General features: G+C 35.2%; 21 protein-coding genes. 17 read left to right on the forward strand and 4 right to left on the reverse strand.

Annotation, left to right across the window (positions count from 1 at the left end; all coding sequences use genetic code 11):
- The first annotated feature begins 8 nt into the window (after nucleotides 1-8).
- From BUE10_RS02165 to BUE10_RS02195, 7 genes are all read left to right on the forward strand, one after another.
- Nucleotides 9-569 (forward strand): GNAT family N-acetyltransferase, encoded by a 561-nt coding sequence (locus BUE10_RS02165; RefSeq protein WP_073481844.1) that lies wholly within the window; start codon nucleotides 9-11, stop codon nucleotides 567-569.
- Nucleotides 570-620: 51 nt separating this feature from the next.
- Entirely contained in the window at nucleotides 621-1,490 is an 870-nt protein-coding gene (locus BUE10_RS02170) for a helix-turn-helix domain-containing protein (RefSeq protein WP_073481847.1), read from the forward strand.
- Between the two features lie 79 nt (nucleotides 1,491-1,569).
- The gene (locus tag BUE10_RS02175) at nucleotides 1,570-2,619 is read left to right on the forward strand and encodes an alpha/beta hydrolase (RefSeq protein ID WP_091290596.1); all 1,050 of its coding nucleotides are present in this window, start codon (nucleotides 1,570-1,572) and stop codon (nucleotides 2,617-2,619) included.
- A 182-nt stretch (nucleotides 2,620-2,801) separates the two neighbouring features.
- Nucleotides 2,802-3,236: a DoxX family membrane protein gene (locus BUE10_RS02180; RefSeq protein WP_073481849.1), complete on the forward strand. Its 435-nt coding sequence runs from the start codon at nucleotides 2,802-2,804 to the stop codon at nucleotides 3,234-3,236.
- 188 nt (nucleotides 3,237-3,424) lie between these two features.
- The gene (locus BUE10_RS02185) at nucleotides 3,425-4,261 is read left to right on the forward strand and encodes a sulfite exporter TauE/SafE family protein (protein WP_073481851.1); all 837 of its coding nucleotides are present in this window, start codon (nucleotides 3,425-3,427) and stop codon (nucleotides 4,259-4,261) included.
- Nucleotides 4,248-4,655: a DUF1634 domain-containing protein gene (locus tag BUE10_RS02190; RefSeq protein WP_083597930.1), complete on the forward strand. Its 408-nt coding sequence runs from the start codon at nucleotides 4,248-4,250 to the stop codon at nucleotides 4,653-4,655. The genes BUE10_RS02185 and BUE10_RS02190 overlap by 14 nt, the downstream gene beginning before the upstream one ends.
- A 92-nt stretch (nucleotides 4,656-4,747) precedes the next feature.
- Entirely contained in the window at nucleotides 4,748-5,770 is a 1,023-nt protein-coding gene (locus tag BUE10_RS02195; protein ID WP_073481854.1) for an LLM class flavin-dependent oxidoreductase, read from the forward strand.
- Between the two features lie 287 nt (nucleotides 5,771-6,057).
- On the opposite strand, the gene BUE10_RS02200 is transcribed toward BUE10_RS02195, so the two are convergent.
- Nucleotides 6,058-8,481 carry a TonB-dependent receptor gene (locus BUE10_RS02200; protein WP_073481856.1) on the reverse strand — a complete coding sequence of 808 codons (2,424 nt, stop codon included), beginning with the start codon at nucleotides 8,479-8,481 and terminating at the stop codon, nucleotides 6,058-6,060.
- Between the two features lie 217 nt (nucleotides 8,482-8,698).
- Between BUE10_RS02200 and BUE10_RS02205 the strand changes: the two genes are divergently transcribed.
- Nucleotides 8,699-9,979 (forward strand): acetyl-CoA C-acetyltransferase, encoded by a 1,281-nt coding sequence (locus tag BUE10_RS02205; RefSeq protein ID WP_073481858.1) that lies wholly within the window; start codon nucleotides 8,699-8,701, stop codon nucleotides 9,977-9,979.
- Nucleotides 9,980-10,271: 292 nt separating this feature from the next.
- Here BUE10_RS02205 and BUE10_RS02210 read toward each other — a convergent pair whose 3' ends face one another.
- Complete coding sequence (locus BUE10_RS02210) at nucleotides 10,272-10,880, reverse strand: FMN-dependent NADH-azoreductase (protein WP_073481861.1); 609 nt, start codon at nucleotides 10,878-10,880, stop codon at nucleotides 10,272-10,274.
- A 107-nt stretch (nucleotides 10,881-10,987) separates the two neighbouring features.
- Here BUE10_RS02210 and BUE10_RS02215 point away from each other — a divergent pair, with 107 nt between their 5' ends.
- Nucleotides 10,988-11,377 (forward strand): winged helix-turn-helix transcriptional regulator, encoded by a 390-nt coding sequence (locus BUE10_RS02215; RefSeq protein WP_083597932.1) that lies wholly within the window; start codon nucleotides 10,988-10,990, stop codon nucleotides 11,375-11,377.
- Nucleotides 11,378-11,845: 468 nt separating this feature from the next.
- Nucleotides 11,846-14,764 carry a PQQ-dependent sugar dehydrogenase gene (locus BUE10_RS02220; RefSeq protein WP_073481863.1) on the forward strand — a complete coding sequence of 973 codons (2,919 nt, stop codon included), beginning with the start codon at nucleotides 11,846-11,848 and terminating at the stop codon, nucleotides 14,762-14,764.
- Nucleotides 14,765-14,870: 106 nt separating this feature from the next.
- On the opposite strand, the gene BUE10_RS02225 is transcribed toward BUE10_RS02220, so the two are convergent.
- Both BUE10_RS02225 and BUE10_RS02230 read right to left on the reverse strand, forming a co-directional pair.
- On the reverse strand, nucleotides 14,871-16,190 hold the full coding sequence (locus BUE10_RS02225; RefSeq protein ID WP_073481866.1) for a S41 family peptidase: 1,320 nt from the start codon (nucleotides 16,188-16,190) through the stop codon (nucleotides 14,871-14,873).
- Between the two features lie 5 nt (nucleotides 16,191-16,195).
- The gene (locus tag BUE10_RS02230; RefSeq protein ID WP_073483010.1) at nucleotides 16,196-16,633 is read right to left on the reverse strand and encodes a MarR family winged helix-turn-helix transcriptional regulator; all 438 of its coding nucleotides are present in this window, start codon (nucleotides 16,631-16,633) and stop codon (nucleotides 16,196-16,198) included.
- A 221-nt stretch (nucleotides 16,634-16,854) separates the two neighbouring features.
- On the opposite strand from BUE10_RS02230, the gene BUE10_RS02235 reads away from it, so the two are divergent.
- From BUE10_RS02235 to BUE10_RS02265, 7 genes are all read left to right on the forward strand, one after another.
- Nucleotides 16,855-18,312 carry a sulfatase family protein gene (locus BUE10_RS02235; protein WP_073481869.1) on the forward strand — a complete coding sequence of 486 codons (1,458 nt, stop codon included), beginning with the start codon at nucleotides 16,855-16,857 and terminating at the stop codon, nucleotides 18,310-18,312.
- A gap of 477 nt (nucleotides 18,313-18,789) precedes the next feature.
- Nucleotides 18,790-19,224, forward strand: a complete 435-nt coding sequence (locus tag BUE10_RS02240; RefSeq protein WP_073481871.1) for a DUF1810 domain-containing protein — start codon at nucleotides 18,790-18,792, stop codon at nucleotides 19,222-19,224.
- Between the two features lie 151 nt (nucleotides 19,225-19,375).
- Nucleotides 19,376-19,726, forward strand: coding sequence for a hypothetical protein (locus tag BUE10_RS02245; RefSeq protein WP_073481874.1), 351 nt, complete (start codon nucleotides 19,376-19,378; stop codon nucleotides 19,724-19,726).
- Nucleotides 19,727-19,968: 242 nt separating this feature from the next.
- On the forward strand, nucleotides 19,969-20,664 hold the full coding sequence (locus BUE10_RS02250; protein ID WP_073481877.1) for an ABC transporter ATP-binding protein: 696 nt from the start codon (nucleotides 19,969-19,971) through the stop codon (nucleotides 20,662-20,664).
- A 30-nt stretch (nucleotides 20,665-20,694) separates the two neighbouring features.
- Nucleotides 20,695-22,986, forward strand: coding sequence for a TonB-dependent siderophore receptor (locus BUE10_RS02255; RefSeq protein WP_073481879.1), 2,292 nt, complete (start codon nucleotides 20,695-20,697; stop codon nucleotides 22,984-22,986).
- Between the two features lie 5 nt (nucleotides 22,987-22,991).
- Nucleotides 22,992-24,443, forward strand: a complete 1,452-nt coding sequence (locus BUE10_RS02260; protein WP_073481882.1) for an ABC transporter permease — start codon at nucleotides 22,992-22,994, stop codon at nucleotides 24,441-24,443.
- Between the two features lies 1 nt (nucleotide 24,444).
- Nucleotides 24,445-25,782, forward strand: a complete 1,338-nt coding sequence (locus BUE10_RS02265) for a DUF3526 domain-containing protein (protein ID WP_073481884.1) — start codon at nucleotides 24,445-24,447, stop codon at nucleotides 25,780-25,782.
- The last annotated feature ends 253 nt before the right edge of the window (nucleotides 25,783-26,035 follow it).

Genomic DNA, 26,035 nt, shown 5'->3' on the forward strand with positions numbered 1-26,035 from the left:
TCTTCAAAATGAATATCCGCAAAGCCAATATATCCGATTCAAAATACATTGCTCCTATTTTATTATTGGCAATGGAGGACATCATTTATAAATATATGGGCAAGAAAGATCATGACAGCGCACTCGAATTGGTTTCTTATTTTACTGAAAGAGAAGGTAATCAATATTCGTATGAGAATTGTTTTGTAGCCGAGTCTGAAAATGAAATTATTGGCGCAGTAAGCGTTTATAATGGTGCCGATTTACGCGAATTGCGCGCCCCTATTATTCATTATGTACATCTCAATTTTAATCCTGATTTTTATCTTGAAGAAGAAACACAGGCTGGTGAATATTATATTGATTCGGTGGGAATAAACCCGAAACATCAGGGAAAAGGAATTGGTTCTAAAATACTTCAGTTTCTAATTGATGAATATGTACATAAAAATAAACAGACTTTGGGATTATTGGTTGATGAAAATAATCCGCTGGCGAAAAACCTTTATTTAAAACTTGGATTTAAAGTTGTGGGTAAAAAAACTTTGGTTGAAAAAAAACTGGATCATCTTCAAATAAGTCCGAATTAAAATTCGGCTCTGCCAAAGAAAATTAGTATTTTTAAACCAAAACCGCTTGTAATGAACCACCAAATATTTGAATCTAATTATAAAAAACTGGGATTTTTAATTCTGAATCCCGAAACTGTTGAGGAAATTAATGGTGATGATTACAAAGCTTATATTAAGGTATTGTATTTACCGGAAGGTTACGAAATAACAATTGACTTTAAACAATACAAAACTTCAAGCCCTTCTCTGTTTTTTATAAACAGCAATCAATATTTACAGATTAATAAGGAAGGAAAAAAGCAGGGCTATTTTATGTATTATAACCGCGACTTTTATTGTGTACAGATTCATGATGCCGAAGTTGCCTGCGACGGTTTGTTATTCAATAATATTTTTGAAATGCCAATGACAACTTTGCCTGATAAGGAAGTTTTATTTGTTGAAGGCATTTACAATCAGATTCAGCAGGAATTTGACGCTCCCGATTCTTCGCAGGAAGAAATGATCCGCACCTATTTAAAACAGCTTATTATTAAAGCTACCCGAATTTGGAAAATACAGCAATTGGGTGTTTTAAATGATGAACCTTCAAAAGAAATGGATTTCTTTAGAGATTTCAGCCGATTGGTCGAAATTCATTTCAGAACCAAACATACCGTTGCAGATTATGCTGATATATTGGGTCTTGCGCCCAAAACACTTTCGAATAAATTCAATCGCTTAGAGCTTTCTCAGCCTAACGATATTATTAAAGATCGTATTATTCTGGAAGCTAAAAGACTTTTGGGCTATTCTTCATTAAGTGTAAAAGAGATTGCTTACCAGCTTGGTTATGAAGATCCAGCTTATTTTAACCGACTTTTTACCAATAAAGTTGGCGACACTCCATCTAATTTCAAGAAAAAATACCTTCAAGGGAAAAATGTACAATTAGAATAGACTTTTGTCTATTTTTACAGCCTTATTGCCGCCATATCTTTGTCCTATCAAATTATAAATAATTAAAAAGACAAATGATATGAAAACTATTAATGTATTACAACAGGGTTTATTTATTGCAGCATTGTTAATCGTAAATACAATTGCTTCAGCACAAGAAAGACAATTTAAAGGGCAAAATGACCCTGAAATTTTTACAGAAGTCAGAGGGTTTTTAAATGCCTTAAATTCTGGTGACGGAAAACCTTTGGAACAATTATCTGTAGCAGATGCCAGAAACGTTTTGGTTGGTGCGCAAAAATCAGTTGAAGTTGATTATTCTGGTATCGAAGAATCTGAAAGAGTAATTTCTCAAAACGGTTTAAAAGTAAAAATTCATATTACAAAACCTAAAGGTGCTAAAGCAAATGCTCCGGTATTTATCTTTATTCACGGCGGTGGATGGGTTTTAGGGGATTATCCAACTCACAGAAGACTGGTTAGAGATTTGGTTGTAGAAAGTGGTGCTGTTGCGGTTTTCCCAGATTATACTCCTTCTCCGGAAGCTCAATATCCGGTAGCGATTAATGAAATTTATGCAGCGACTCAATGGGTAGCCGAAAACGGAAAAGAAATTGGTGTAAACGGTAAAAACCTTGCTGTTGTGGGAAATAGTGTGGGTGGAAATATGTCTGCAGCGATTACTTTAATGGCAAAAGATAAAAAAGGGCCACACATTAAATTACAAGTTTTATTATGGCCGGTAACCGATGCTAATTTTGAAACTGAATCTTATAATTTATATGCTAACGGGCGTTTCTTAACTAAAAATATGATGAAATGGTTTTGGGATAATTACCTGCCAGATGCTTCAAAAAGAACAGAAAAATATGCTTCTCCATTGCAAGCAAGTTTAGAAGATTTGAAAGGCTTACCTCCTGCACTAGTTCAAACTGCTGAAAATGATGTTTTAAGAGATGAAGGTGAAGCTTATGCAAGAAAATTAAACGAAGCCGGAGTTCCTGTAACTTTAACAAGATACAACGGATTGATTCACGATTACGGACTTTTAAATCCAATTGCAAATGTTCCGGCCATACAAACTGCGATTCAACAGGCTGCAGTTGTAATTAAAACAACATTGAAATAAGAATCTACATATTTGAAAATAAAAGGGATAGAATTAATTTTCTATCCCTTTTTGGTATTTTATCGTTTATTTTAAACAATTTGACGATCATTATGTCGTTATTAAAAAATAACCAGACGATTTTTCTTTAATTCTTAAAAGGAATTCGTTTAATGACATTGAAATAAAAATTAATAATTAGAATGAAAAACATAACCATATTAGAAGCAGGTTTAATTTTAAGAATAGTTTTAGCAATCACGATGCTTTCAGCCGTAGCTGATCGTTTTGGACTTTGGGGCGCACCCGGTTCAAATGGCGTTGCATGGGGAAACTGGGAAAATTTTGTTGTTTATACCCAAACTCTTAATTCTTTTGCAAACAAGGCCACAGCAGAAATTTTAGGCAGTATTGCAACTTTTTTCGAAGTTTTACTAAGCTTGTTATTATTGTTTGGTTTTAAAACCAGAATTGCCGCTTTAGGAACTGCCCTTTTATTGTTTCTTTTTGCATTTTCAATGGCTGTTTCAATTTCAGTAAAAGCACCTCTTGATTATTCGGTTTGGACAAGTGTTGCCGCTGCTTTATTACTTGCTAATATTGGAAAAACTTCTTTTGCGGTCGATAATAGGATATAGGTTGTAGTTTTCAGCCGCAGTTTTCAGTCGCAGTCGCTATAACTTTGACAAAGTTTCTGAGCACCAAGACTGAAAACTGAGACTGCGACTGAAAACTCATAACTCATAATTCATAACTTTTTTAAGGTATATTTAAGGTCACGAACAAATTTGTATTCGTAAATTAGCAAATACAAAAACATATCTTAATGACAGTACTTACTTTTACCCTGATAATGCTGCTTGGTGCTTTTTTAGCTGGCTTTATTGGTTCATTATCAGGCTTGGGCGGAGGTATAATTATTATTCCGCTTCTCACTATTATTCTTGGTGTTGATATTCATTATGCAATTGGGGCCGCTTTAGTTTCGGTAATTGCAACTTCTTCGGGTTCTGCGGCGGCTTATGTTAAGGAAGGAATTACCAATATGCGCCTTGGGATTTTTCTGGAAATCGCTACAACAATCGGAGCCGTTTGCGGTGCTTTACTTTCTACCATTGCTCCTACTTCATTTATAGCAGTTTTATTCGGACTTACATTAATTTTTTCGGCTATAAATTCGCTTCGCAAAAAAGAAGAACATATTGTATTAGAATCTAGTCCGCTGGCTAAAAGCTTAAAACTTCAGGGAACTTATCCTACGCATGACGGACAAGTGGTAAGCTACGGAACTAAAAATGTTATTGGCGGTTTCAGTATGATGGGAATTGCCGGAATGATGTCTGGTTTACTGGGGATTGGTTCTGGTGCTTTTAAAGTTATTGCGATGGATAATATTATGCGAATTCCGTTTAAGGTTTCTACCACAACCAGTAATTTTATGATGGGCGTTACGGCAATGGCGAGTTCTGTTATTTACATTCAAAAAGGATATATCGAACCGGGAATTTGTATGCCGGTTGTTATTGGTGTTTTATTTGGCGCAATGGCAGGGGCAAAAATTTTGGTTAGAACAAATCCTAAAAAACTTAGAATATTTTTCGCTTGTTTAATTTTTGTGTTAGCAGTTAATATGATTTATAATGGACTTAATGGGAAAATCTAAAGTTATGACGCACGAAAAATTTGGAGAAAAAGATTTTCAAACCATTATTGGAAACTTATTACGCTATGGTGTTTGGATTTCATTATCGGTAGCTTTTATTGGCGGAATCGTTTATTTAATGCACCACGGAAATGACATCGAAGATTATTCTGTTTTTAAAGAAAATGACCTAAATATATTTGAAGTAATTGCGTCGGTTGTGAATGGTGTAATTTCTGGAAGCGGTGAATTTTTGATCTTCTTCGGAATTATATTATTGTTTTTAACACCCGTTTTTAGGGTTTTACTTTCTCTTTTCTCTTTTTTGATTGAGAAAGATTATTTATATGTAGTTATCACGCTAATTGTTATTCTGATTATTATAACCAGTATTTCATTTGGATTCTCGCATTAGAATTTTAGATTGTAGAGTTCAGATTGTAGATTTTTGGAATTTGGAATTTAAAAATTGGGATTTGATATTGATATTGAAATTTAGAAAAATTTATGGAAATAGGAATCGATAGTTTTGCTTCGGCAATGTACGGCGACAACAACACTTTGAGCAGTGTTGACGCGATGGAGCAACTGCTGCAGAGAATTGAATTTGCAGATCAGGTTGGATTGGATGTTTTCGGGATTGGCGAACATCATAAAAAAGAATTTCTGGATTCGGCAACAGCGGTAATTTTGAGTGCCGCTGCGGCAAGAACAAAAAATATTCGTTTGGCAAGTGCAGTAACGGTTTTAAGTGCTGCAGACCCTGTTAGGATTTACCAAAGTTTTGCAACCTTAGATTTAATTTCAAAAGGAAGAGCCGAAATTGTTGTTGGGCGCGGATCTGCTATTGAAGCTTATCCTCTTTTTGGATATGATCTTAAGGATTATGATGCGCTTTTTAAGGAAAAACTCGAATTGCTTTTGCAGGTTAGAGATAATGAATTTATAACGTGGTACGGAAAATTTCGTCCGGAACTAAATAATTTACCCGTTTACCCGAGGGCTTTACAGGAAAAAATGCCGATTTGGCTTGGCGTTGGCGGAACTCCGGAGTCTTTTGTAAGAGCCGGAAGTTTAGGTTTGCCTTTAATGGTTGCCGTTATTGGCGGGCAAACGCATCGTTTTAGACCTTTGATTGATTTATATCGTGAAGCCGGAAAAGTGGCAGGTTTTAAACCACATGAATTAAAAGTTGGATTGCATTCGCCGGGATATGTTTCGAATACAACTGAAAAAGCTATCGAAGAATATTATCCGGGTTATGCAGAATTGTGGACAAAATTAGGATATGAGAGAGGCTGGCCACCAGTAACAAAAGGCAAATTTGATGGATTAATTGATGATTTAGGTGTTTTAATTGTGGGAAGTCCGGAAAGAGCTGCAGAGAAAATCTTACGTCACAGCGAAGCGCTTGGAGGTGTTGAAAGATTTACTTTCCAAATGGATAATGCAGGATTAACACATTCACAATTAATGAACGCCATAGAACTTATTGGAACAAAACTAATTCCTTTGATTAAGAAAGGATAATACTTTGTGTTTTTTGGGCCACAGATTACACAGATTAAACGGATTTATGCTGGTATTTTATCTTATGTTTAAAATAAAACTGTGTAAATCTGTTTGCCACGTTAAATCAGTCGGCATTTTTTTTAGCCACAGATTAAACAGATTAAACAGATTTACGTTGGTATTTTTTATCTTATGTTTAAAATAAAGCTGTGTAAATCCGTTTAACCCGCCAAATCCGTGGGCAAATTTTCAAAAAAACTTTGAACCTTTGCTCCTCTGAACCTTTGAACCTTTGAACCTAAAAATTAGAATAATTTGTACGTAACTCCAATTCTAAAGTTAATTGGCTGTTCTGTCTGCCAGTAGTAAGCATTTAACCATTGATAGTAAGAACCGCTGTAAAGGTATTTGTCTAAGATATTAAATACGTTTCCGGTAACTTTAAATTTACCCGTTTCGTATGATAAACCTCCATCAAGTCTGAAATAATTTGGAAGTTTTTCTAAACCTTCACTCCACGTATCTGTTTGGCGTCCAGCAAGGAAAGAACCTCCAATAGAAGCACCAAAACCTTTAAGTGCGCCGCCTTGAACTGTGTAATTTAACCACGCATTTGCAGTATGTTTTGCATAACCCGGAACAATAGAACCTGTTTTAATACTTGGTACATTAGAATCAAGAACGATAGATTCTGTAAAAGCATAGTTGGCAATAAGATTAAGGCCGTCAAATAGTTTTCCTCTTACATCAAATTCAACACCTTCTGCTCTCTTTCTTCCTAAAATAACTTTATATACATCATTTGGTCCGTTAGTTGGGTCAGCAGTAAGCTCGTTTTCTTTTAAAATCCTGTATGCTGAAAGTGAAGTGTTCCATGATCCATCAAACCAATCTCTCTTAATACCAAACTCGATATTATTACCTGTAAGAGGTTTTATTGGATCTCCATTTTGTGTAATACCAGATTGAGGTGTAAAAGCCTGATCGTATAATCCATAAACAGCCGTGTTTGGATCTATAGAAAAACTAAGTCCGGCACGTGGTGTAATGTGGCTGTCTTCCTGAACTTCTCCCCAAGCTGACTGGCTTATCCAGGTATATCTTGCTGCAAGAGTCAATCTTAGTTTATTTTCAAAAAAACCAACTTCATCCTGAACATAACCCGCAGCATATTCAGAACTCATAAGTCCGCCCGCTCTTTTACTAAGAGGCGTTTCGTGATCAAAAGCTGGCAGTCCGTTTGCTGGCGTACCATAATTTGGATTATAAACATTAAAAGGTTTATCAAGTGTATCAAGGTCATGAGATTGTCCCCAATCTGCCATATAATCTTTGCTTCCTAAATCTACTCCACCTAATACTTTATGAGTAATAGGTCCTGTATTAAATTTTCCGTTAACAAAAATCTGACCTAAATACATATTGCTTTCAGCATCCCAAATACCAACATTTCTGATGATATCACCTTCTCCAATAGTTCCTTCAGGTATTCCGTTAAAATCTCTGTCAACGTCACCAGGACCAACAACACCCGGCCAAGAACTGTAACCTTGCTGAATGTATTTAAAATAAGAAGTCTGTGCAGTAAGTTTCCAGTTATCATCAAATTTGTGTTCAAATGTCAGGTAACCGCTGTGATCCTGAATATTGGTATCAGGCAATCCCGGCTGCGTCATTGTAAATCCTACCGGAAGCGTTCCGTATCCGCCAGATGCAGGGCCAAATACATAATAAGAACCCACTTCGGTCATATTTGCATATTGGAAATTATACTCTGCCGAAATTTTTGTTTTATCGTCAATTTGGTATGAAATAACCGGAGCAATTGCATAACGGTTATTGTGTTCAAAAGCACGGTGAGAACCTTTGTTTTGAGCAGCTCCGTTAAATCTGTACAATAATTTTCCTTTTTTATCTAATTTTCCGTCAAGATCAAGACTTACTCGGTAAAAATCATAGCTTCCACCAATGGCAGTAACTTCCCCTTTAGTAATTCCTGTTGGTTTTTTAGTAACCACATTATAAAGTCCGCTTGGATCTCCGCTGGAAAGCATAAATCCTGCAGGCCCTTTTACAAATTCGATATGGTCAACAAAGCTCATATCTTCTGTTAACGGTCCCCAGAAAGAAGACACTACGTTAAATCCGTTACGGAAAGCCTGAATCTGCGAGCCGCGCATGGTAATATTCGTATATAAATCTCCCCAATGCTCTAAACGTACAGCACCACTCACGTTACGAATAACACCATCACTCATACTTGTAATCTGCTGATCTTTTAAAGTCTGAGCACTTACAATTTGTACGTTTTGCGGAATTTCTAATACCGGAGTCTGAAGACGTAATGACAATGAAGGTTTGTCTTGTTTGTATTTATTTTTTGTAATAACAACTTCATCAAGATCTTCCTGGCTTTCAGAAAGTACAAAATTTTTTGTTGTAGTTTGCTTAGCCGTTACTACGATCGTGTTTTCAACAGCGTGAATTCCAACTGCACGAACACTAATGGTGTAAGAACCCGGCTTAACATTTTTAATTTCATACTGACCGTTGTCATTTGTAACAGCCGAATATCTTGTTCCTTTAAGAACTATTGAAACACCCGGTACTGGTTCGTTACCGCTTAAAGAAATCTTTCCGTTTACTTTTCCTAATTCCTGACTTATTGCATTTAGTGAAGTCAAAAGAACCATCAAAAAACAAACTTTCTTAATAATATTTATACTCATTTTAGTACTATTTTAAGTTTTGTTTGGCAAAAGTAAACGGTAATACTGGGTTTTCCAAATTATTTTTAATTATTCTAAATTAATATAATATATTAAGGTCGTTTAGTTATATTTTTACACTTGTAACTTTTTAAACTTCAAGAGAAAGCAAATAATTAAGGAAGTATACTTATCTTTAATCCGCAAAATAAATTTCCACAACAAAAAACATAAATCAATGAATACCACAAAAACAGTTAGAAAAGTTGCTATTGTAGGTTATAATCGAATTCCGTTTGCAAGGGCCAATACCGCTTATGTAAATGTTGGAAATCAGGAAATGATGACCGCAGCCTTAAACGGGCTTATTGATAAATATAATTTAAAGGGACAATTATTAGGTGAAGTTGCCGGAGGTGCCGTAATAAAACATTCTTATGACATGAATATGATAAGAGAATGTGTTATGAAAACCGCTCTCGATCCCGCTACCCCAGCCTGCGATTTGCAGCAAGCCTGCGATACGGGAATTGAAAGTGCTGTTTATATTGCCAATAAAATTGCGCTTGGTCAAATAGAATCCGGAATTGCCGGCGGAGTAGATTCTATCAGCGATATGCCAATTGCTGTAAGTGAAAATTTGAGAAAAACATTGCTTAAAGCCAGACAGGCAAAATCATTGGGAGAAAAAATTAAGGTGTTTTTAAAGCTTCGTCCAAAAGATTTTTCTCCATTAGTTCCAAGAAATGAAGAATCCCAAACCGGACTTTCGATGGGCGGGCATACAGAGATTACGGCAAAATATTATAAAATTTCAAGAGAAGATCAGGATAATCTTGCGCTTAAAAGTCACTTGAATATGGCAAAAGCTTATGACGAAAGTTTTTTTGATGATATGATTACGCCTTTTAACGGACTTGAAAGAGATAATAATCTGAGAAAAGACAGCAGTATAGAAAAACTTGCGAAACTAAACCCTGCTTTTGATAAAGCAAACGGAACTTTAACTGCAGGAAATTCAACTCCTTTAACTGACGGTGCGTCATGCGTACTTTTAGCCAGCGAAGAATGGGCAAAAGAACGCGGATTACCAATCCTGGCTTATATTACTTTTGCAGAAATTGCGGCGATTGAATATGTCAAAAATCAGCAGAATCTTTTATTGGCACCTTTATTTGCGGCCAGTAGAATGCTTGAAAAAGCCGAATTAAATCTACAGGATTTTGATTATTATGAAATTCACGAAGCTTTTGCTGCTCAGGTTTTAGCGACTTTAAAAATTTGGGAAAGCCCGGAATTGAGTGCCGAATTAGGTTTGAAGAAAAACCTTGGTGCAATTGACCGAGAAAAACTAAATGTAAAAGGAAGCAGTCTTGCAGCTGCGCATCCTTTTGCCGCAACCGGAGGAAGAATAATTGGCGTTATGGCAAAATTATTAAATGAAAAAGGTTCAGGAAGAGGTTTTGTTTCTATTTGCGCTGCGGGCGGACAAGGCGTTACGATGATTATTGAAAAATAATAAATTCAATATTTACACTTTACAACAAACCCGACAGGTTTTTAAAACCCGTCGGGTTTACTTATAAGATCAAATAAAACTTTTGAATTCCATTTTATAAATTCGCTGAATCTGCTAAATCTGCGGGAGTAATTTTTGCACGCAGATTTAGCAGATTTGGCAGATTTTTTAATTTCTCCCTTTTTAAAAGCAAATTCTAAAATTTCAGAATTAAACTATGCGACAAACCCGACAGGTTTTAAAAACCTGTCGGGTTTACTTTTAAGATCAGAATAGATAATTTTACATCTAATTAAAAAGCAAATTCTTCAACAGAAGATAAAGCTTTTGGTAAAGCGTTTTCTGCAAAATCTGGGATTGCAGTTCCTTCAACTCGGAAAGTCGTAACATCAGTCATTCCTAAAAAACCTAATACCGTTCTAAGATACGACTCCGAAAAATCGTAACTTTTGTATGGTCCTTCAGAAAATATAGCGCCGGAAGCGATTGATAAATATACTTTTTTATCGGTAACTAAACCTTTAGCCCCTTCTGCACTATAGCTAAAAGTTTTTCCTGCTCTGGCAACCTGGTCAATCCATCCTTTTAAAACTGCCGGAATTCCGAAGTTGTATAAAGGCACACCAATTACGATTACATCAGATTCTAATAGTGTTTTTATTGCTGCATCAGAATATTTCAATGCGTCTGTTTGTTCTGGCGTATGTGCTTCTGCAGGCGTATAAACAGCATTAATATGCGAACCCGTTAAATAAGGTAAAGGTGTTTTAGTAAGGTCTAGTGTCTGCACTTCTGTTTCTGTTTGTGATGCTAGTTTTTCGATAATAGCATTTGATAATTGGTTACTAAACGAAGTATCTCCGTTTGTACTTGTAATTATGCGTAGAATTTTTTGGCTCATGATTTAAATTATTTGTTTTGCAATACAAACTTATCTACATTTGCTATCTCTTTTATAGTACTATCTTCAAGGATAGCGCTATCCTTAAGGATAGTAATGTGATAAATATGGAAACAGAAGTAAAAGCACCGGCAAGAACACATCAAAAAGACGACAAAGACTGCAGACCACAAGAATGCATGGCGGCACTATTACCTGTAAGAGATGCATTAGAGGTTTTAAGCGGAAGATGGAAATTACCCATTTTAATTGCTTTGTCTGACAGACCAAAACGTTTTAAAGAAATTTCTAAAGACATCAACGGGATTACAGATAAAATGCTTTCTAAAGAATTAAAAGATCTCGAAATAAATAAGCTTGTTACCAGAACAGTTTATGATACTTTTCCGCCAACGGTCGAATATTCAAGAACAGAACACAGTCAATCGCTTACAGATGTTATTATGGCCTTAAAAGACTGGGGAACTTTGCACAGAAAAGAAATTATCGGAAAATAAAAGATTTAAATTTTCAGCAAACTTTTTTTGCCACAGATTAAAGGATTAAAATGATTTTTGAATTGCCTCCTGCTTTAGCTGGAGGTTAAAAGGTAAAAGTAAAAGGCTTTGGCCAAACTATTGATTGTTTGGCTAAAGCCTTTTGTTCGTTAATTATTTTTCCATCCAGCTAAAGCTGGAAGCTATTGATTTAAAAACTTTGAGCCTTAGCTTTCGATACTAAAACATAAAAATCTAAATTGCTATTTTTCACGCAGATTCAGCAGATTTTTTTTATTCCTCTAATTCTTTATTAATACCCTGCATATAAAACCTATGTTCCTCTGCACCTTTGAACCTTTGTACCTTTGTACCTTTGTACCTTTCTAAAATCTCAATCGATATCGTAAAGAAATTTTAGTAAACAAAACAATTATACAGAAAAAGTTTAAATTTGGTTGCCCAAATCACTAAAAATTCTGAATAATCATGAGAAAAAATCTACAATTTAACATTAAAAATAAATTGCTTAGTTGTTTAATATTAGCTTTTGCATTATTGATTTCTTCGCAATCCTATTCGCAGTACATCACGCAAAACATTGCTCCCACTGCAGTTATCAAAGAAGGACTTTCGCTGGAACAATCTTCTGACGGAAGAATTTTTATAGCAGAAAGAGGCGGTATTGTAAAAGTGTTTCAAAACAATACGGTTACAAATGTATTTACCGTTCCTACCGTAACAGATAACGAACAAGGGTTACTGGGGTTAACCCTTCACCCTGACTTTGCCACAAACGGTTATGTTTATGTTTTTTATTCTATAGAACCAGTAATTGGAACTGTTAGACATAGAATTGAAAGAATCCAGATAGATAATACTAATCAAGTAGTAAGCAGACAGGAAATTTTGCTTTTAGAACCTATTGGAAACGGATTTCATAATGGCGGGGATTTAAAGTTTTTTAACGGTTTTCTTTATGTAACTGTTGGAGATAGTCAGGATAATACCAATTCGCAGAATTTAGACACTTATAAAGGAAAAATTCTTCGTCTTACAGAAGACGGACTGCCTGCACCGGGAAATCCATTTTACGGAAGCGGTTCTGTACAAAGACAAAGTATTTGGGTTTACGGGTTTAGAAATCCGTGGAGATTGGTTCCAAATGCAAAAGTCAATAAATTATTTGTTTTAGATGTTGGAACTTCATGGGAAGAAATTAATGAAATAAGCAATCCAACTATCCGCAATTATGCCTGGGGACATCCGCAGGGAGGCGACGGAATGAAAACCCAAACGGATTTATTTACAAATCCAATATTTACCTACGCCACCGGAAGTATCGGAAATGCTTTAACCAATGGAGTTTTGTATAATCCAACAATCTCACGTTATCCTAATTTAGAGGGAAAATTTATTATTAAAGACTTTGTCCGAAATGCAATTCGCTGGTTTGATCCTAATGTTGCCAATCCCGTTTCTACTGAATTTTATTCGGCACCAGAGTTTCAGGTATTGGGTATGATGTTAGGCAATGATGGCTACATTTATTATTGTGAATACGGAAATAACGGTTCTTTAATTAAATTAGACTATATAGCAACCGCTGCACCAACAATTGTAAATCATCCGGTTTCTCAAACCATAATGGAAACAGATCCGGTAACTTTTACAGTTTCGGCAAGCGGAATAGGTTTAACGTATCAATGGCAGTTTAACAATGTCGATATTAACGGAGCAACTGGATCAACTTATACAATTCCTAATGTAACAAATGCAAATGCTGGTGATTACAAAGTTATTGTAACCAATACAGCTGGAAATGTAACGAGTAATCCGGCAACATTAACGGTAAAACCATTCAGTAATAAACCAACAGTAACAATTGTTTCTCCACTTCCATCATTAAAATGGAATGCTGAAGATGTCGTTCATTTTGAAGCTGCAGCAACAGATGTTGAAGACGGAACTTTACCTGCAAGTGCCTTTTCATGGAGTATTGATCTTTTTCACGAAGACATTCCGGGAGCTGGACACTCGCATCCGGGCGCAAGTCCGCAAGGTGTAAAATCAGGAGACTTTACAGCCTCTAATCAAGGTGAAAAAACGCCAAATGTTTGGTACAGATTTACTGTAAAAGTAACCGACAGCGATGGTTTAACAGCTACTACTTTTGTTGACATTAAACCTAATTTAGTTGATGTTACTGTGACAAGTTCACCAGTTCCTCTTAATTTAGAATTCAATCAAAAACCAGTTACGGCACCTTCTACAAAACAAGTTGTGGCAAATGCAGCGGTACAAACTTTAAACGCGCCAACGCCGCAGTATATTGAAAATATTCGTTACGATTTTGACCATTGGAGTCAGGGCGGAGCTGCAAATCAAACTTTTAAAGCTCCGGCAACGGGAACGATTACTTATACGGCATTTTATACGGCAACTGAACTTCAAAATGCACCATATCTGGGATTAGTTGCTCAGATTCCGGGAACTATTGAAGCAGAAAATTATGATGTTGGTCCAGGTGCTTTTTTGGATAAAAACGGCGGCGGAGATAATGTTTACAGAGCTGGCGACGGCGTAGGAACTGAAGCTTGTAATGAAGGCGGATTTAATCTTGCTTATGTAGCAAAAGACGAATGGCTGAAATATTCTGCAAGAGTAAGTACCAGCGGAAATTATACCATCAATTTAAGAGTATCTACACCTTATGCTAACCGAAAATTACATCTTGAGGTAGACGGTGTAAACGTTACCGGAATTCTTAATATACCAAATACAGGAGGTTTCCAAGCATGGCAGACTCTTGCTGTTCCTAATATTCCTTTAACGCAGGGTAATCATGTTATTACTTTATATTTTGATGAAAATGACACCAATGTAAACAAAATAGAATTTGTATTGTCTGGAATTACCAGCCCAGTGGCCGATTTTGAATTTACACCACAAATGGGATGCGAAAATGAACCTGTTACTTTCACTTCTGTTTCTATTGGTACAATTGATAATTATTTATGGAATTTTGGAGCTGGCGCACAGCCTGCAACAGCAACCGGAGTTGGCCCTCACACTGTAACTTATTCTACAGAAGGTGATAGTGAAGTTTCACTTACCGTAAGCAATTCTGAAGGAAGCAACACGAAAACAGTTACATATATGGTTCACGACTGCCACCTTGGAGTTGAAAATCCAAATGCAGAACCAAATGCAATTGTAGTTTATCCAAATCCGTCAAAAGGAATATTCCATTTGTCAAAAGAGTTAGAATGGACTGTGTTTTCTGCTGCGGGAAGTAAAATTAAACAAGGAAAAGGAAATGTAATTTCAATCTCTGAACAAGCAACGGGAATTTATTTTATAAAAACTAATGCTTCGAGTAAAGCAATCCCAGTAAGTAAACAATAATTTATTTTATAAGTTTAGAGAATAATCTAAATAATAAACCCCAATAGATTTTATCCTCTATTGGGGTTTTTAATTATTGGAATAAAAACTTCGCGTCTTTACAAGATTAAACTTTATCTTTTTTATAGACTCTCTCCTGCCCGTTTTGATAAATTCTCTTTATCGCTGTCAAAGATTTTTTTTCGAAAACAATTTTTATGCGATAATCATCTGTCCCATCAACCAGAAATAAATCTTTTTCAATTGGAGTCAGTAAAAGAGTAACGATATTATTCCATCTGTAATATAGATTACCTCCTTCATAAACCAGTTCAGATTTTCCATATTTGCCTTGATACGATTTTAAAACAGAACTGTCAACATGCAATGGCTTTTGTCTGTTTTTAATAACCGGAGTAAACCAATTAAGATTGTTTAATGAATCTTTGTTTTTTAATGACAAATTTTTCAAAGCTAATAAATGAGAAGTACTTATTGCTTCTTCGCTCTTACACAAAACATCGGGCATAACACCTTTTCCTTCAAAATCAAGATTGGTAACCGGATCTTTCACTTCGCCAAAAGGTATATTTACAGAGAAACCATTTGATATTCCTACTCGGTTTATTGGGTGTGCCCCTCCAGCCGTTTTTTCGCCCACAATAGTAACGCGTTTTAAATTTTGAAGCGAATAACTCATCCATTCAGCAGCAGAAAATGTAACTGAACTTGTTAAAATATAGATATCTATATCAGCCAGACGTTTACCGGGAACAGACGGAAGAAGCCACATTTCTCTTTCGATTTTTTTCCTGTTTTTCTCGTAATAATAATATTTATAAAGCGGTAATTCTTTATTAGAATAGAAATAACTGCTAATAAACTGCCCCATTTCCATTGCGCCGCCATTATTTTTACGCAAATCAATAATCAGTGCATCTGTATTATTTAAAAACTGCATAACTGATGCGGCTGTTTCGCTGCCAATTGCAGGATCTTCAAAATAATCAAATGCTAAATAACCAATATTTCCCTCTAAAATACGTGCTTGCTGAAATCCGAAATTCCTATTTTTTGCCTCAACTAATTCTGCAGCTTTGATTTTTTCCTGTGCCTTTTTATCTTCATTTTTTTGCTGGCCATCTGACCATTCCGGATCATACATTACTCTAAAATGTAAATCTTTACTAACCTCTAAAAGGTCCATAGTCAATTTTAAAGCAAATTCATTTGGCGTTACACTGTTTTTATAAACACCTGCATTATAATTCTCTTTCAATTTTTTCTGAATACTTTCAATCGCATTAGGTCTAATGTAAAATTCTTCAAGTTCTTTACCCAGCGAATCGATAACTTGTTTTTTATTTAACTCAGTAAAGTCAGGTTCTTTTTGCGCGTATACAGCAATTGATAATAACAGCAATATTAGATTTATAAGTTGTTTCATGTTTATTATTTTTTACAATTTGAAATTATTTTATGCAGTAATTTGTCCAGTAATTCAATTTCGTCGAGTGATAATCCGTCAAGAGCTGTTTTGCGGTTTAGATTAAAAACAGGCGTCAGTAAAACAATTGTTTCCCTGCCTTTTTCAGTAATTACAAGCTTTGATTTTCTTTTATCAATTTCATTTGTTTCTCTTGTCAAATAATCTTTTTTAACCATCAATTCAATAATTCTTGTAATAGAAGCATTATCCTTAAAAATTAATCTGGCAATTTCAATTTGAGAAATCTTCGCATTCTCATTTAAAATAATTAATACCAAACATTGATCAACCGTAATATCACTTACTACTTTTTCTATATTTTTTTGGCAAATTTTCCTGTATTCTTTTATAGCCTGTTCAATGGTATAAAGAACTGTTCCAGTTGGGTTTTTCTGTTTCATTTTAAGCAAGTTATCTTTAAATTTATTTGACATATCAAATATATACAATTATTTGATATGTCAAATAAAATATTTTATGCAATAAACACTTTTGACTTTAATTCTCAGGAAATAACAATTTTCTATTTATTTGGAACAAAAGAGTTTACGTAAGAAGAATACTTTTCATTTTTTGCGGGTTATATTTGTAGTTAACTATCCTGATAAATACCACGCAAATTATGAGAAAAAGTCTAATGCTGCTTTTATTAGTAATTCCTTTCATTAGCAGTAAAATAACCGCCCAAAGCAAAAATCAAAAACCCAATATCGTTATTATCAATATGGATGATATGGGCTACGGAGATACAGAACCGTACGGGATGACAGGAATCCCTACTCCGCACTTTAATCAGGTGGCGAAAGAAGGAATGCGTTTGACTAATTTTAACTCGGCTCAAGCTATTTGTACAGCATCGAGAGCCGCACTATTGACAGGATGTTACCCAAACCGAATTGGAATGTCGGGCGTACTGCTTCCGGGAGCAAAACATGCCCTTAATCCAAAAGAAGAAACGATAGCTTCACTTTTGAAAAAATCAGGATATAAAACCGCTAATTATGGAAAATGGCATTTGGGAAATAATTTGCCGTACTGGCCAACAAATTATGGATTTGATGAGTTTTTCGGAATTCCATATTCTCATGATGTATGGCCAATTGATTACGACGGCTATTCATTGGTAACAGATCCCAAAGATCTGCGTTCTACCTTTCCTCCTCTTCCATTAATCAGCAATACAACTGTTATAGATACGATTAGAAACATTAAAGAAGCTTCTAAATTAACCACACTTTTTACCGAGAAAGCAGTGGGGTTTATCAAAAAAAATAAAAAACAGCCGTTCTTTTTATATCTCACACATCCGCTTCCGCACGCACCTTTGGCCGTTTCTGATAAATTTAAAGGCAAAAGTGATTTAGGTTTATTTGGAGATGTTATTATGGAAATTGACTGGTCTATTGGCGAAATATTAAAAACATTAGACCAAGAAGGACTTACTAAAAATACGGTTGTAATTATAACGAGTGATAACGGCCCGTGGCTCTTTTTTGGTGACAATGCAGGATCGTCAGGAGGTTTTAGAGAAGGAAAATCAACCACTTGGGAAGGCGGAACCAGAGTTCCGTTTTTGATTCGCTGGCCCGGAAAAATAAAAGCCGGAACTGTAAATGGATCTCTTATGACTAATATGGATCTTTTACCAACAATTGCAGACATAACCGGAGCTGCTTTACCCGAAAATAAAATTGACGGCTTGGATTTTCTTTCTTTATTGACAGGAAAAACGAACAATGGACCTAGAGATACTTTCTATTATTATTTTGGCGTAGGAAGCAATAATCTTGAAGCGATTCGCTACAAACACTGGAAACTGGTTTTCCCGCATAAAAGCACATCATACAACAAAAATCTTCCCGGAAAAGGCGGCTTTAGAGGTAAAGGTGCTGTAGTCGAAGTTCCGCTTGCTTTATATGATTTGGCGCATGATCCCGGTGAAGCTCGCGATGTTCAGGAATTATATCCTGAAATTGTAGCACAAATTCAAAAAATTGCCGAAACAGCCAGAGAAGATCTTGGTGATGATTTGACTAATAAAACCGGAAAGAATGTTAGGAAACCTGCGATTGTGAATTAAGTTTTTTGGTAAAACCTTAGAAGTGAAACCTCTCGCAAAGTCGCAGAGCCGCAAAGTTTTTGTTTAAAGAAAAGTATTCAATAGCGTCCAGCTTTAGCTGGATGTAAAATATAGGCGAAGAAAATGGCTTTAGCTGAACTAGTAAAGTTCGGCTAAAGCCATTTTGCTATCTAAATAAAAACCTCCAGCTAAAGCTGGAGGCAATTAATCCTTAAATTAAAACCTTTGCGGCTCTGCGACTTTGCGAGATTAAAAAAATAGTGCCTTCGCACCTTCGTAGCATAAACATTTACTCATCAACAGAAATACTTTGTTATTTGAATCTTTTTGCAGCTAAATTTTTACGGTATTTTTTTCAACAATTTTTGTTCGTAATATTCAAAAAAAATAGCAGTAAAAAAAGGATTTAGTAATGTACAACTAAACATATTTTCTGTAGTTTTATGACCTGATACCCCCAAATCAATAAAGTAAATAATGGCTTACAATAACACAGAATTACTTCGGTTTTTAGATGCTCAAAATAAATTGTATCTAACTGCTCTTGATGAAATTAAGAAAGGTAAAAAGGAATCTCCGTGGATGTGGTGCATTTTTCCGCAGATAAAAGGAATGGGTTCCAATGATACATCAAAATTCTACGAAATTAAAAATGCCGACGAAGCAATCGCTTTCCTTGAGCATCCAATTTTAGGAAAACACCTTATTGAAATAACAGAAGAATTGGTCAAAAAAGACGAATTAGAAGCTGTAGATATATTTGGTACGCCCGATGTTGAAAATTTGCAATCGTGTATGACGCTTTTTGCAAGCATTCAAAATTCAGAGCCGGTTTTTCAGGAAGTATTGCATAAATATTTCGACGGATCTTCTGATTTTCATACGCTGCAACTATTGTACAGCAACTTGTAAAATCAATAAATTCAGATGGTTTACTGGTATTTCATTAAAAATATAATGTTGCATTAGTGTATTTCTAAATTAAGATATTTATATTTGCAACACTGTTGCGTTTATTTACTTCATAATTAAACGGTTAATATCGCAGCAGAAATACCACCGAATGAAAAAGAAAATCGTAGTTGTAAATTTACTGATGTCTTTTGCAGTATTGTTCGCCATGCTGTTTCAGACAGTTCACTCCTACGAGCATATTTTAAGGCAGGCTTCAGAAAAACACTGTGAGCATAAAACTACCGCCGGACAAAAGCAAATAACGCACAGCCATTCGGTCGATGCTAATTGTCATATTTGCCATTTTGCCTTTAGTACCTTTATTCCGAATTCTTTTCAGGCATTATCATTTCAGAAAATAACGGTCGAAACCTCTTACAAATTCTTTTATTCGAAGGTTTATACAGCATTTTTTAAAGGCAGTCTCTTTGCACTGCGTGCGCCTCCCACATTTATTTAATTTACTACATTTTACTTCTTTAAATAAAAACAGCTTTTTACCTATTCAATAAATGGGTAAAAAGAAATACTGTTTTACAACTGTTTTGGTTCCTTTATTGGAACTCAAATCAGTCTTTTTATCCTTGTAGTAAATTACCACTTCTCAAAATTAGACAATCATAATCAAGCCTTTACCAATCAAGTAAAAGCCTGAGATTTCTATATCTGCTTTAAAATCAATTTACCAAATACATAAAAACTATGCTTACAGCAAAAAACCTCAGCAAGAAATATGGTGATCATACGGCTTTGAATTCCTTAAATTTAACCATAAACGAAGGCGAAATTTTTGCGCTTTTAGGACAAAACGGTGCCGGAAAAACAACTACAATTAATCTTTTTTTAGGCTTTATCGAACCAACATCGGGAGAATTAGAAATCAATAACATTTCGGTTACTCAAAACAATCAGGAAACCAAAAAACATGTCGCTTACATTCCCGAAACTGTAATGCTTTATCCCAATTTAACGGGTTTAGAAAATCTGAAATTCTTTTCGTCTCTGGCCGGATTCAAATATTCTGCGGGAGAATTAACTTATTTCCTGAATAAAGCCGGTTTGCAGGCCGCAGCGCACGATCAAAACTTAGGTGGATATTCTAAAGGAATGCGCCAGAAAGTGGGAATTGCCATTGCGATTGCCAAAAAAGCAAAAGTCCTTTTATTAGACGAGCCTACGAGTGGTTTAGATCCAAAAGCTTCCAACGAATTTTCGCAGATTTTAAAAGAGCTTTCTGCCGACGGAACAGCAATTTTAATGGCAACGCATGACATTTTTAGAGCTAGAGAAGTCGCTTCGCACATTGGCATTATGAAGCAGGGAAATTTAGTTACTGTGATCGAAGCCGATAAAATCTCAGCAAACGAACTCGAAGACTTGTATTTACAAACCGTTTAAAGGAAAAAGTATTTCCAACCAAAATATAAAATGAAACCTATAATTCTCTTTTTATTTTTAATAATCGCTGCGCATTCCGTACAATCACAAACTAACAAAAGAAATACAGACAGTATTGTTCAGGATTCTGTTAAAATGACCAGAAACGAATTGCAAACCGTTGAAATCGTGGGGCGTTCGACAAAAAAGTACACCAGCGATTATTCGTTTGCAGCCACAAAAACAGCCGCTTTAAACAAAGATATTCCGCAGTCTATCTCAACCATAACCAAAGAACTCATTACAGATAAAGGTGCATTTTATCTCGCCGATGCCGTAAAAATGGCAAGCGGTGTAATTCCCGCCAGTTATTACAATCAATATACGATTCGAGGCATCAGCCAGAATGAAGAAGGCCAGATTATCAACGGAATGCGAACACGTCAGTATTATTTTTTACAGCCTTTAACGAGCAATATCGAGCGTGTTGAAGTGATTAAAGGCCCGTCGAGTGCGACATTTTCATCTGTAGATCCGGGCGGGAGTATCAATATGGTAACCAAAAAACCTTTGGCAGTTGACAGAAAAGAAATCAGCATGAGCGTTGGGAGTTTCAGCACTTTACGCGGAACACTTGATTTTACAGGTCCTTTAAACAAATCCAAAACACTTTTATATCGTGTAAACGGTGCATATCAGCAGGCAAAATCATTTCGTGATTTAGTAAATAATAAATCGTTTTTGATTTCACCTTCATTCAGTTATATCCCAAATGAAAAAACAGCAATTAATACCGAATTGATTTTGAGTGATATGAATGGAAATCTAGACAGAGGCCAGCCCATTTTTGGTGCCGTTGCCGGAAAAACAAGTTTAAATAAAACCCCAATCAGCTTAAATCTGGGCGCTCCGAGTGATTTTTTTAAGTCGAAAGAAATGATTTTGATGACCAATTTTGCCCATAAATTCAGTTCTAAAATTGGTTTTAATGCATCATACATGAAACAAACCTGGACAGAAGATCTTCAGGAACACAGAACTACAAATGCATTTGCGGTCGATATAAACAATCAGCCTGTAACAAGTCTGGCGATGATGCAGTTTGTGCAGCGTCAGCAAAATTGGGATATCGATAATTTGAATGCTTTTTTAAACTTCGATTTCAAAACCGGAAAACTCAATCATAAATTATTAACGGGTTACGATTTAAGCAGCTGGAATAAAAATAAAGGCGGCGGACAAAATGCGGCGAGAGGTTATTTATTAAAAGATGGTACAGTTGCCAGTTCTTTTGTTTTGGCGAATGCCTCAAATTACCAAACCATTACGGTTGACGGCGTTGTATTACCAAAACCAAATGTCGAATATTTCAACTTGAATAATCCCATTTATAAAATTACAAGTCCCGAAGATTATACGCTGAATGTTCGAACTGCACTACCATCGGCATTGACGACTACAAATGCAATTTATATTCAGGATCAGATTCAATGGGAAAAATTTACTTTTTTATTGGGTTTACGAAACGAATGGTTTGAGGATATTACGAACTACGAAACCAGCAATGAATTAAAAGTTAAAAAATCGGCTTTACTGCCAAGAGTTGGGATTACTTATGCCGTAAATAATGCGATAAATGTCTACACGACCTATCTCGAAGGATATCAGCCGCAATCGAATACGGTTACTTTAATGCCTCAAACGGGTTCATTGCCAGCGGGAAGTTTGTTTGATCCGCTTAAAAGTGATTTAAAAGAAGTTGGTATAAAAACGTCTTTTTTAGACAACTCAATGAGCTTTAACGCGGCAATTTATGAAATCAGACAGCGTAATATTTTAATGAATGCGAATGATCCTTTAAATCCTGATTTATTGGTTACAAGAGGTGCAGAACGAAGCCGAGGTTTTGAATGCGATTTAGCAGGTTATATTACGCCTGACTGGCAGATAAATGCTTCCTACAGTTATATTGATGCCGAAATTATAAAAGACAATAATCCGGCTTTAATTGGCGCCAGAAAACAAAACACGCCAAAAAACAGCGCCAACTTATGGACGAGATACAACTTTGCCTCAGATTCTGCTTTGCAGGATTTAGGAATTGGAATTGGAATGCAGTATCAAAGCTCAAAAGTGCCTTGGTTTACAAGAGATTTCACACTTCCTGATTTTACCATTTTTGATGCTGCTTTATTTTACAAACCAAGCAAAAGTAATGTGCAGATTGCTGTAAATGCCGGCAATTTATTAAACAAAACATACTGGCTTGGCGCACAGAATTACTTGCGTTTGTTTCCCGGAAGTCCACGAAACGTAAGCCTTACCGTAACTTATAAATTTTAATTTATATGAAATTATTACATGCAGAAATCCTTATAGCCAGACATTTTAAAAATTCAGTTTTTAAAAATTCGGCGATTTATATTATTACGCTTTTTATTGGTGCATTGCTTTTATTTGCTGCATTTTCGGGTTGGGATAATTACAAAAGTCAAAACGAAACGAGCGAAAAATACCAGCGTGAATCTCGCGAAGACTGGTTGAAAAATCCAGATAAAAATCCGCATAGAATGGCGCATTACGGGAATTTTGCTTTTAGAAAAAGTACTTCTTTAAGCGTTTTTGAATTCGGGATGGAACCCTTTTTTGGAAATGCCATTTTTCTGGAAGCACACAAACAAAATACAGCCAATTTCTCTGAAGCTGGATTCTCTAATAGTATGCTTCGTTTTGGCGAAATCAGTATTGCTATGGTTTTGCAGGTTTTACTGCCTTTATTGATCTTTTTTGTTGGCTTTAATTCAGTCGCTTCCGAAAGAGAAAACGGAACTTTAAAAATTCTTTTAAGTCAGGGAATCAACTGGAAACAGCTTTTGTTTGGTAAAATTCTTGGAATTGCAAGTGTTGTTATGCTGCTTTTCGTTCCAACAATAATTGTGTTGGTTTTGATTTGGTTACTGCTTCAGAACTTATCCATTTCGGCAGATGAAACGATTAAAATGCTATTGTTTATTGGGTTTCATTTTATTTATCTGATGTTCTTTTGTGTCGTTGCCGTTTTGGTTTCGGCATCAAGCAAAACTTCAAAAAAAGCGTTGGTTTCTTTAATCGGAATCTGGCTGATTTTAACCATTATTCTGCCAAGAACAATGCAGGCAATTGGAGCTTATTTGTATGAAGCACCTTCGAAAATCCGTTTTAACAGCGATATTGAAAAAGACATCCTGAAACAAGGTGACAGTCATAACCCGAATGATGTGCATTATAAAGCCATAAAAGATTCTTTGTTACGTGTTTACAAAATCGATTCGGTACAAAAACTTCCTTTCAATTATTCCGGATTTATTATGACCGAAGGTGAAAGAATCAGTTCAGATATTTATAATAAACATTTAGAAGATCTGCTGAAAATTTACGACAGACAAAACAGTTTTTCTAAAGCCGTTTCGTTCGTAAATCCATATATCGCTATGAAAAACTTATCGATGGGATTATCAAATACAGATTATGATTCCTATATCGATTTTCAAAAGCAAGCTGAGAAATACCGTTACAATATGGCGCAGAAAATGAATGGTTTACAGATAAAATACATCAGCAATAAAAAACCCGGACCAAACGATAAACCGCTCACAATTGACAAAAAACACTGGGCTGATATTGAAGAATTTCATTATGAACCCAAAACAGTCTGGGAAGTCTTAAAGTCCGAAATCATTGCTGTCATCTCCATATTACTATGGATAATTCTGTTATTAGTTTTAATCAAAATTGCTGCTAAAAACCTAAAAGCCATTTAATATGTTAGTACTCTTATTTAAAAATTTCATACGCTCAAAAGGTACCAAAATTGGCTTACTTTTTTTATTAACAATTGGTTTTATAAGCTTTTTAATTGGCCGTCAATTTCAGGAAAAACAGCAAAATAATATTGACGAAGCTGTTATTTATCAAAAAGAACATATTGCCAGAAATGCCGCTTTTCATAAAGACGAAATTGGACTCCTTCTCTATTACATCAAGTTTTCATTGGTCAATAACACTTTACCAATTAGCAGTTTAGCAATTGGGCAGCGTGATGTAAATCCGTCCATTCAAAGTGTTACGATTCGTGGATTAGAAGCGCAGAAATACGATTCGGAACTCAATAATCCGAGTAATCTTTTATCTGGAAATATCGATTTTAGTTTCGTGCTTTTGTATCTGTTTCCGCTTTTGATTATTGCTTTTTCGTATAATATTATTTCCGAAGAAAAAGAATCAGGAACCTGGAAAATTGTGGCAACACAGAGTCCGAATACCTTTTTATATATTTTAAAACTGTTTTATATTCGCATTTTAAGTTTAATTGCCCTTTTGTCTTTTCTACTTTTTATTGCTGCTTTTCTTTTGAAAATTCCTATTGATAAAGCATTTATCTTATTTTACGGAATTGCCGTTTTATATGTTTTGTTTTGGTATGCGGTTTGTTTTTTTATTGTTTCGCTTCAAAAGAATTCGAGCTTCAATGCGGTTATTTTATTAACAATATGGCTGTTTCTGATTATCATTCTTCCGGCTGGAATCAATACGTATATTATCAACAAATACAAAGTTCCTGAAGCTTTAGAATTAACGCTTACACAGCGAAATGCCTATCACGAAAAATGGGATATGGATAAACAGAAAACGCTGGATAAATTCTACAAACATTATCCGCAGTTTAAACATTATACTTTACCAGAATCTGAATTCAGCTGGCTTTGGTATTATGCCATGCAGCAAATGGGAGATGATGAATCTGCTGTGCAATCTAAAGAATTAGAGTCGAAATTAGAACAGCGAAATAATACCAGCGAATGGATTGCACAATTTATTCCAACGCTGCATACGCAGATTCAACTGAATGAAATTGCAAAATCTGATTTGCGAAACCAGCTTTTGTTTCTAAAAGAAACGAATCAATTTCATGAAAAACTAAGACTGCATTTTTATCCGAAGATATTTAATAATGCTCCGGTTAATCAGCAAAAATGGGAGACTTTTAAAGTAGAAACATTTGATAATAAATCAGAAACTAATTATGTAAAAGCGTTTTTACCGTTGCTTGTTTTCAATTTAGTATTAATTGGTTTTGGATGGAGGAATTTTAAACGTTGATTTTTTTCAATGCTGAATTTTTTAACCGCAAAGAACGCTAAGTTTTTTACGCAAAGTTCGCTAAGGTTTGGGTAGATTTTTTTAACGCAAAGAGCGCTAAGTTTTTTACGCAAAGTTCGCTAAGATTAGAAAAAGAAAAAGTTTTTTTGCAAAGTTCACAAAGCTATACGTATAGCTTTGTGAACTTCGAGTTTACAAAACTCTCTTATACAAAATCTTTGTACTCTTTGCGTAAAACTTTGCGCTCTTTGCG

The sequence above is a fragment of the Flavobacterium sp. CF108 genome (assembly GCF_900129795.1).
Lineage (GTDB): Bacteria > Bacteroidota > Bacteroidia > Flavobacteriales > Flavobacteriaceae > Flavobacterium.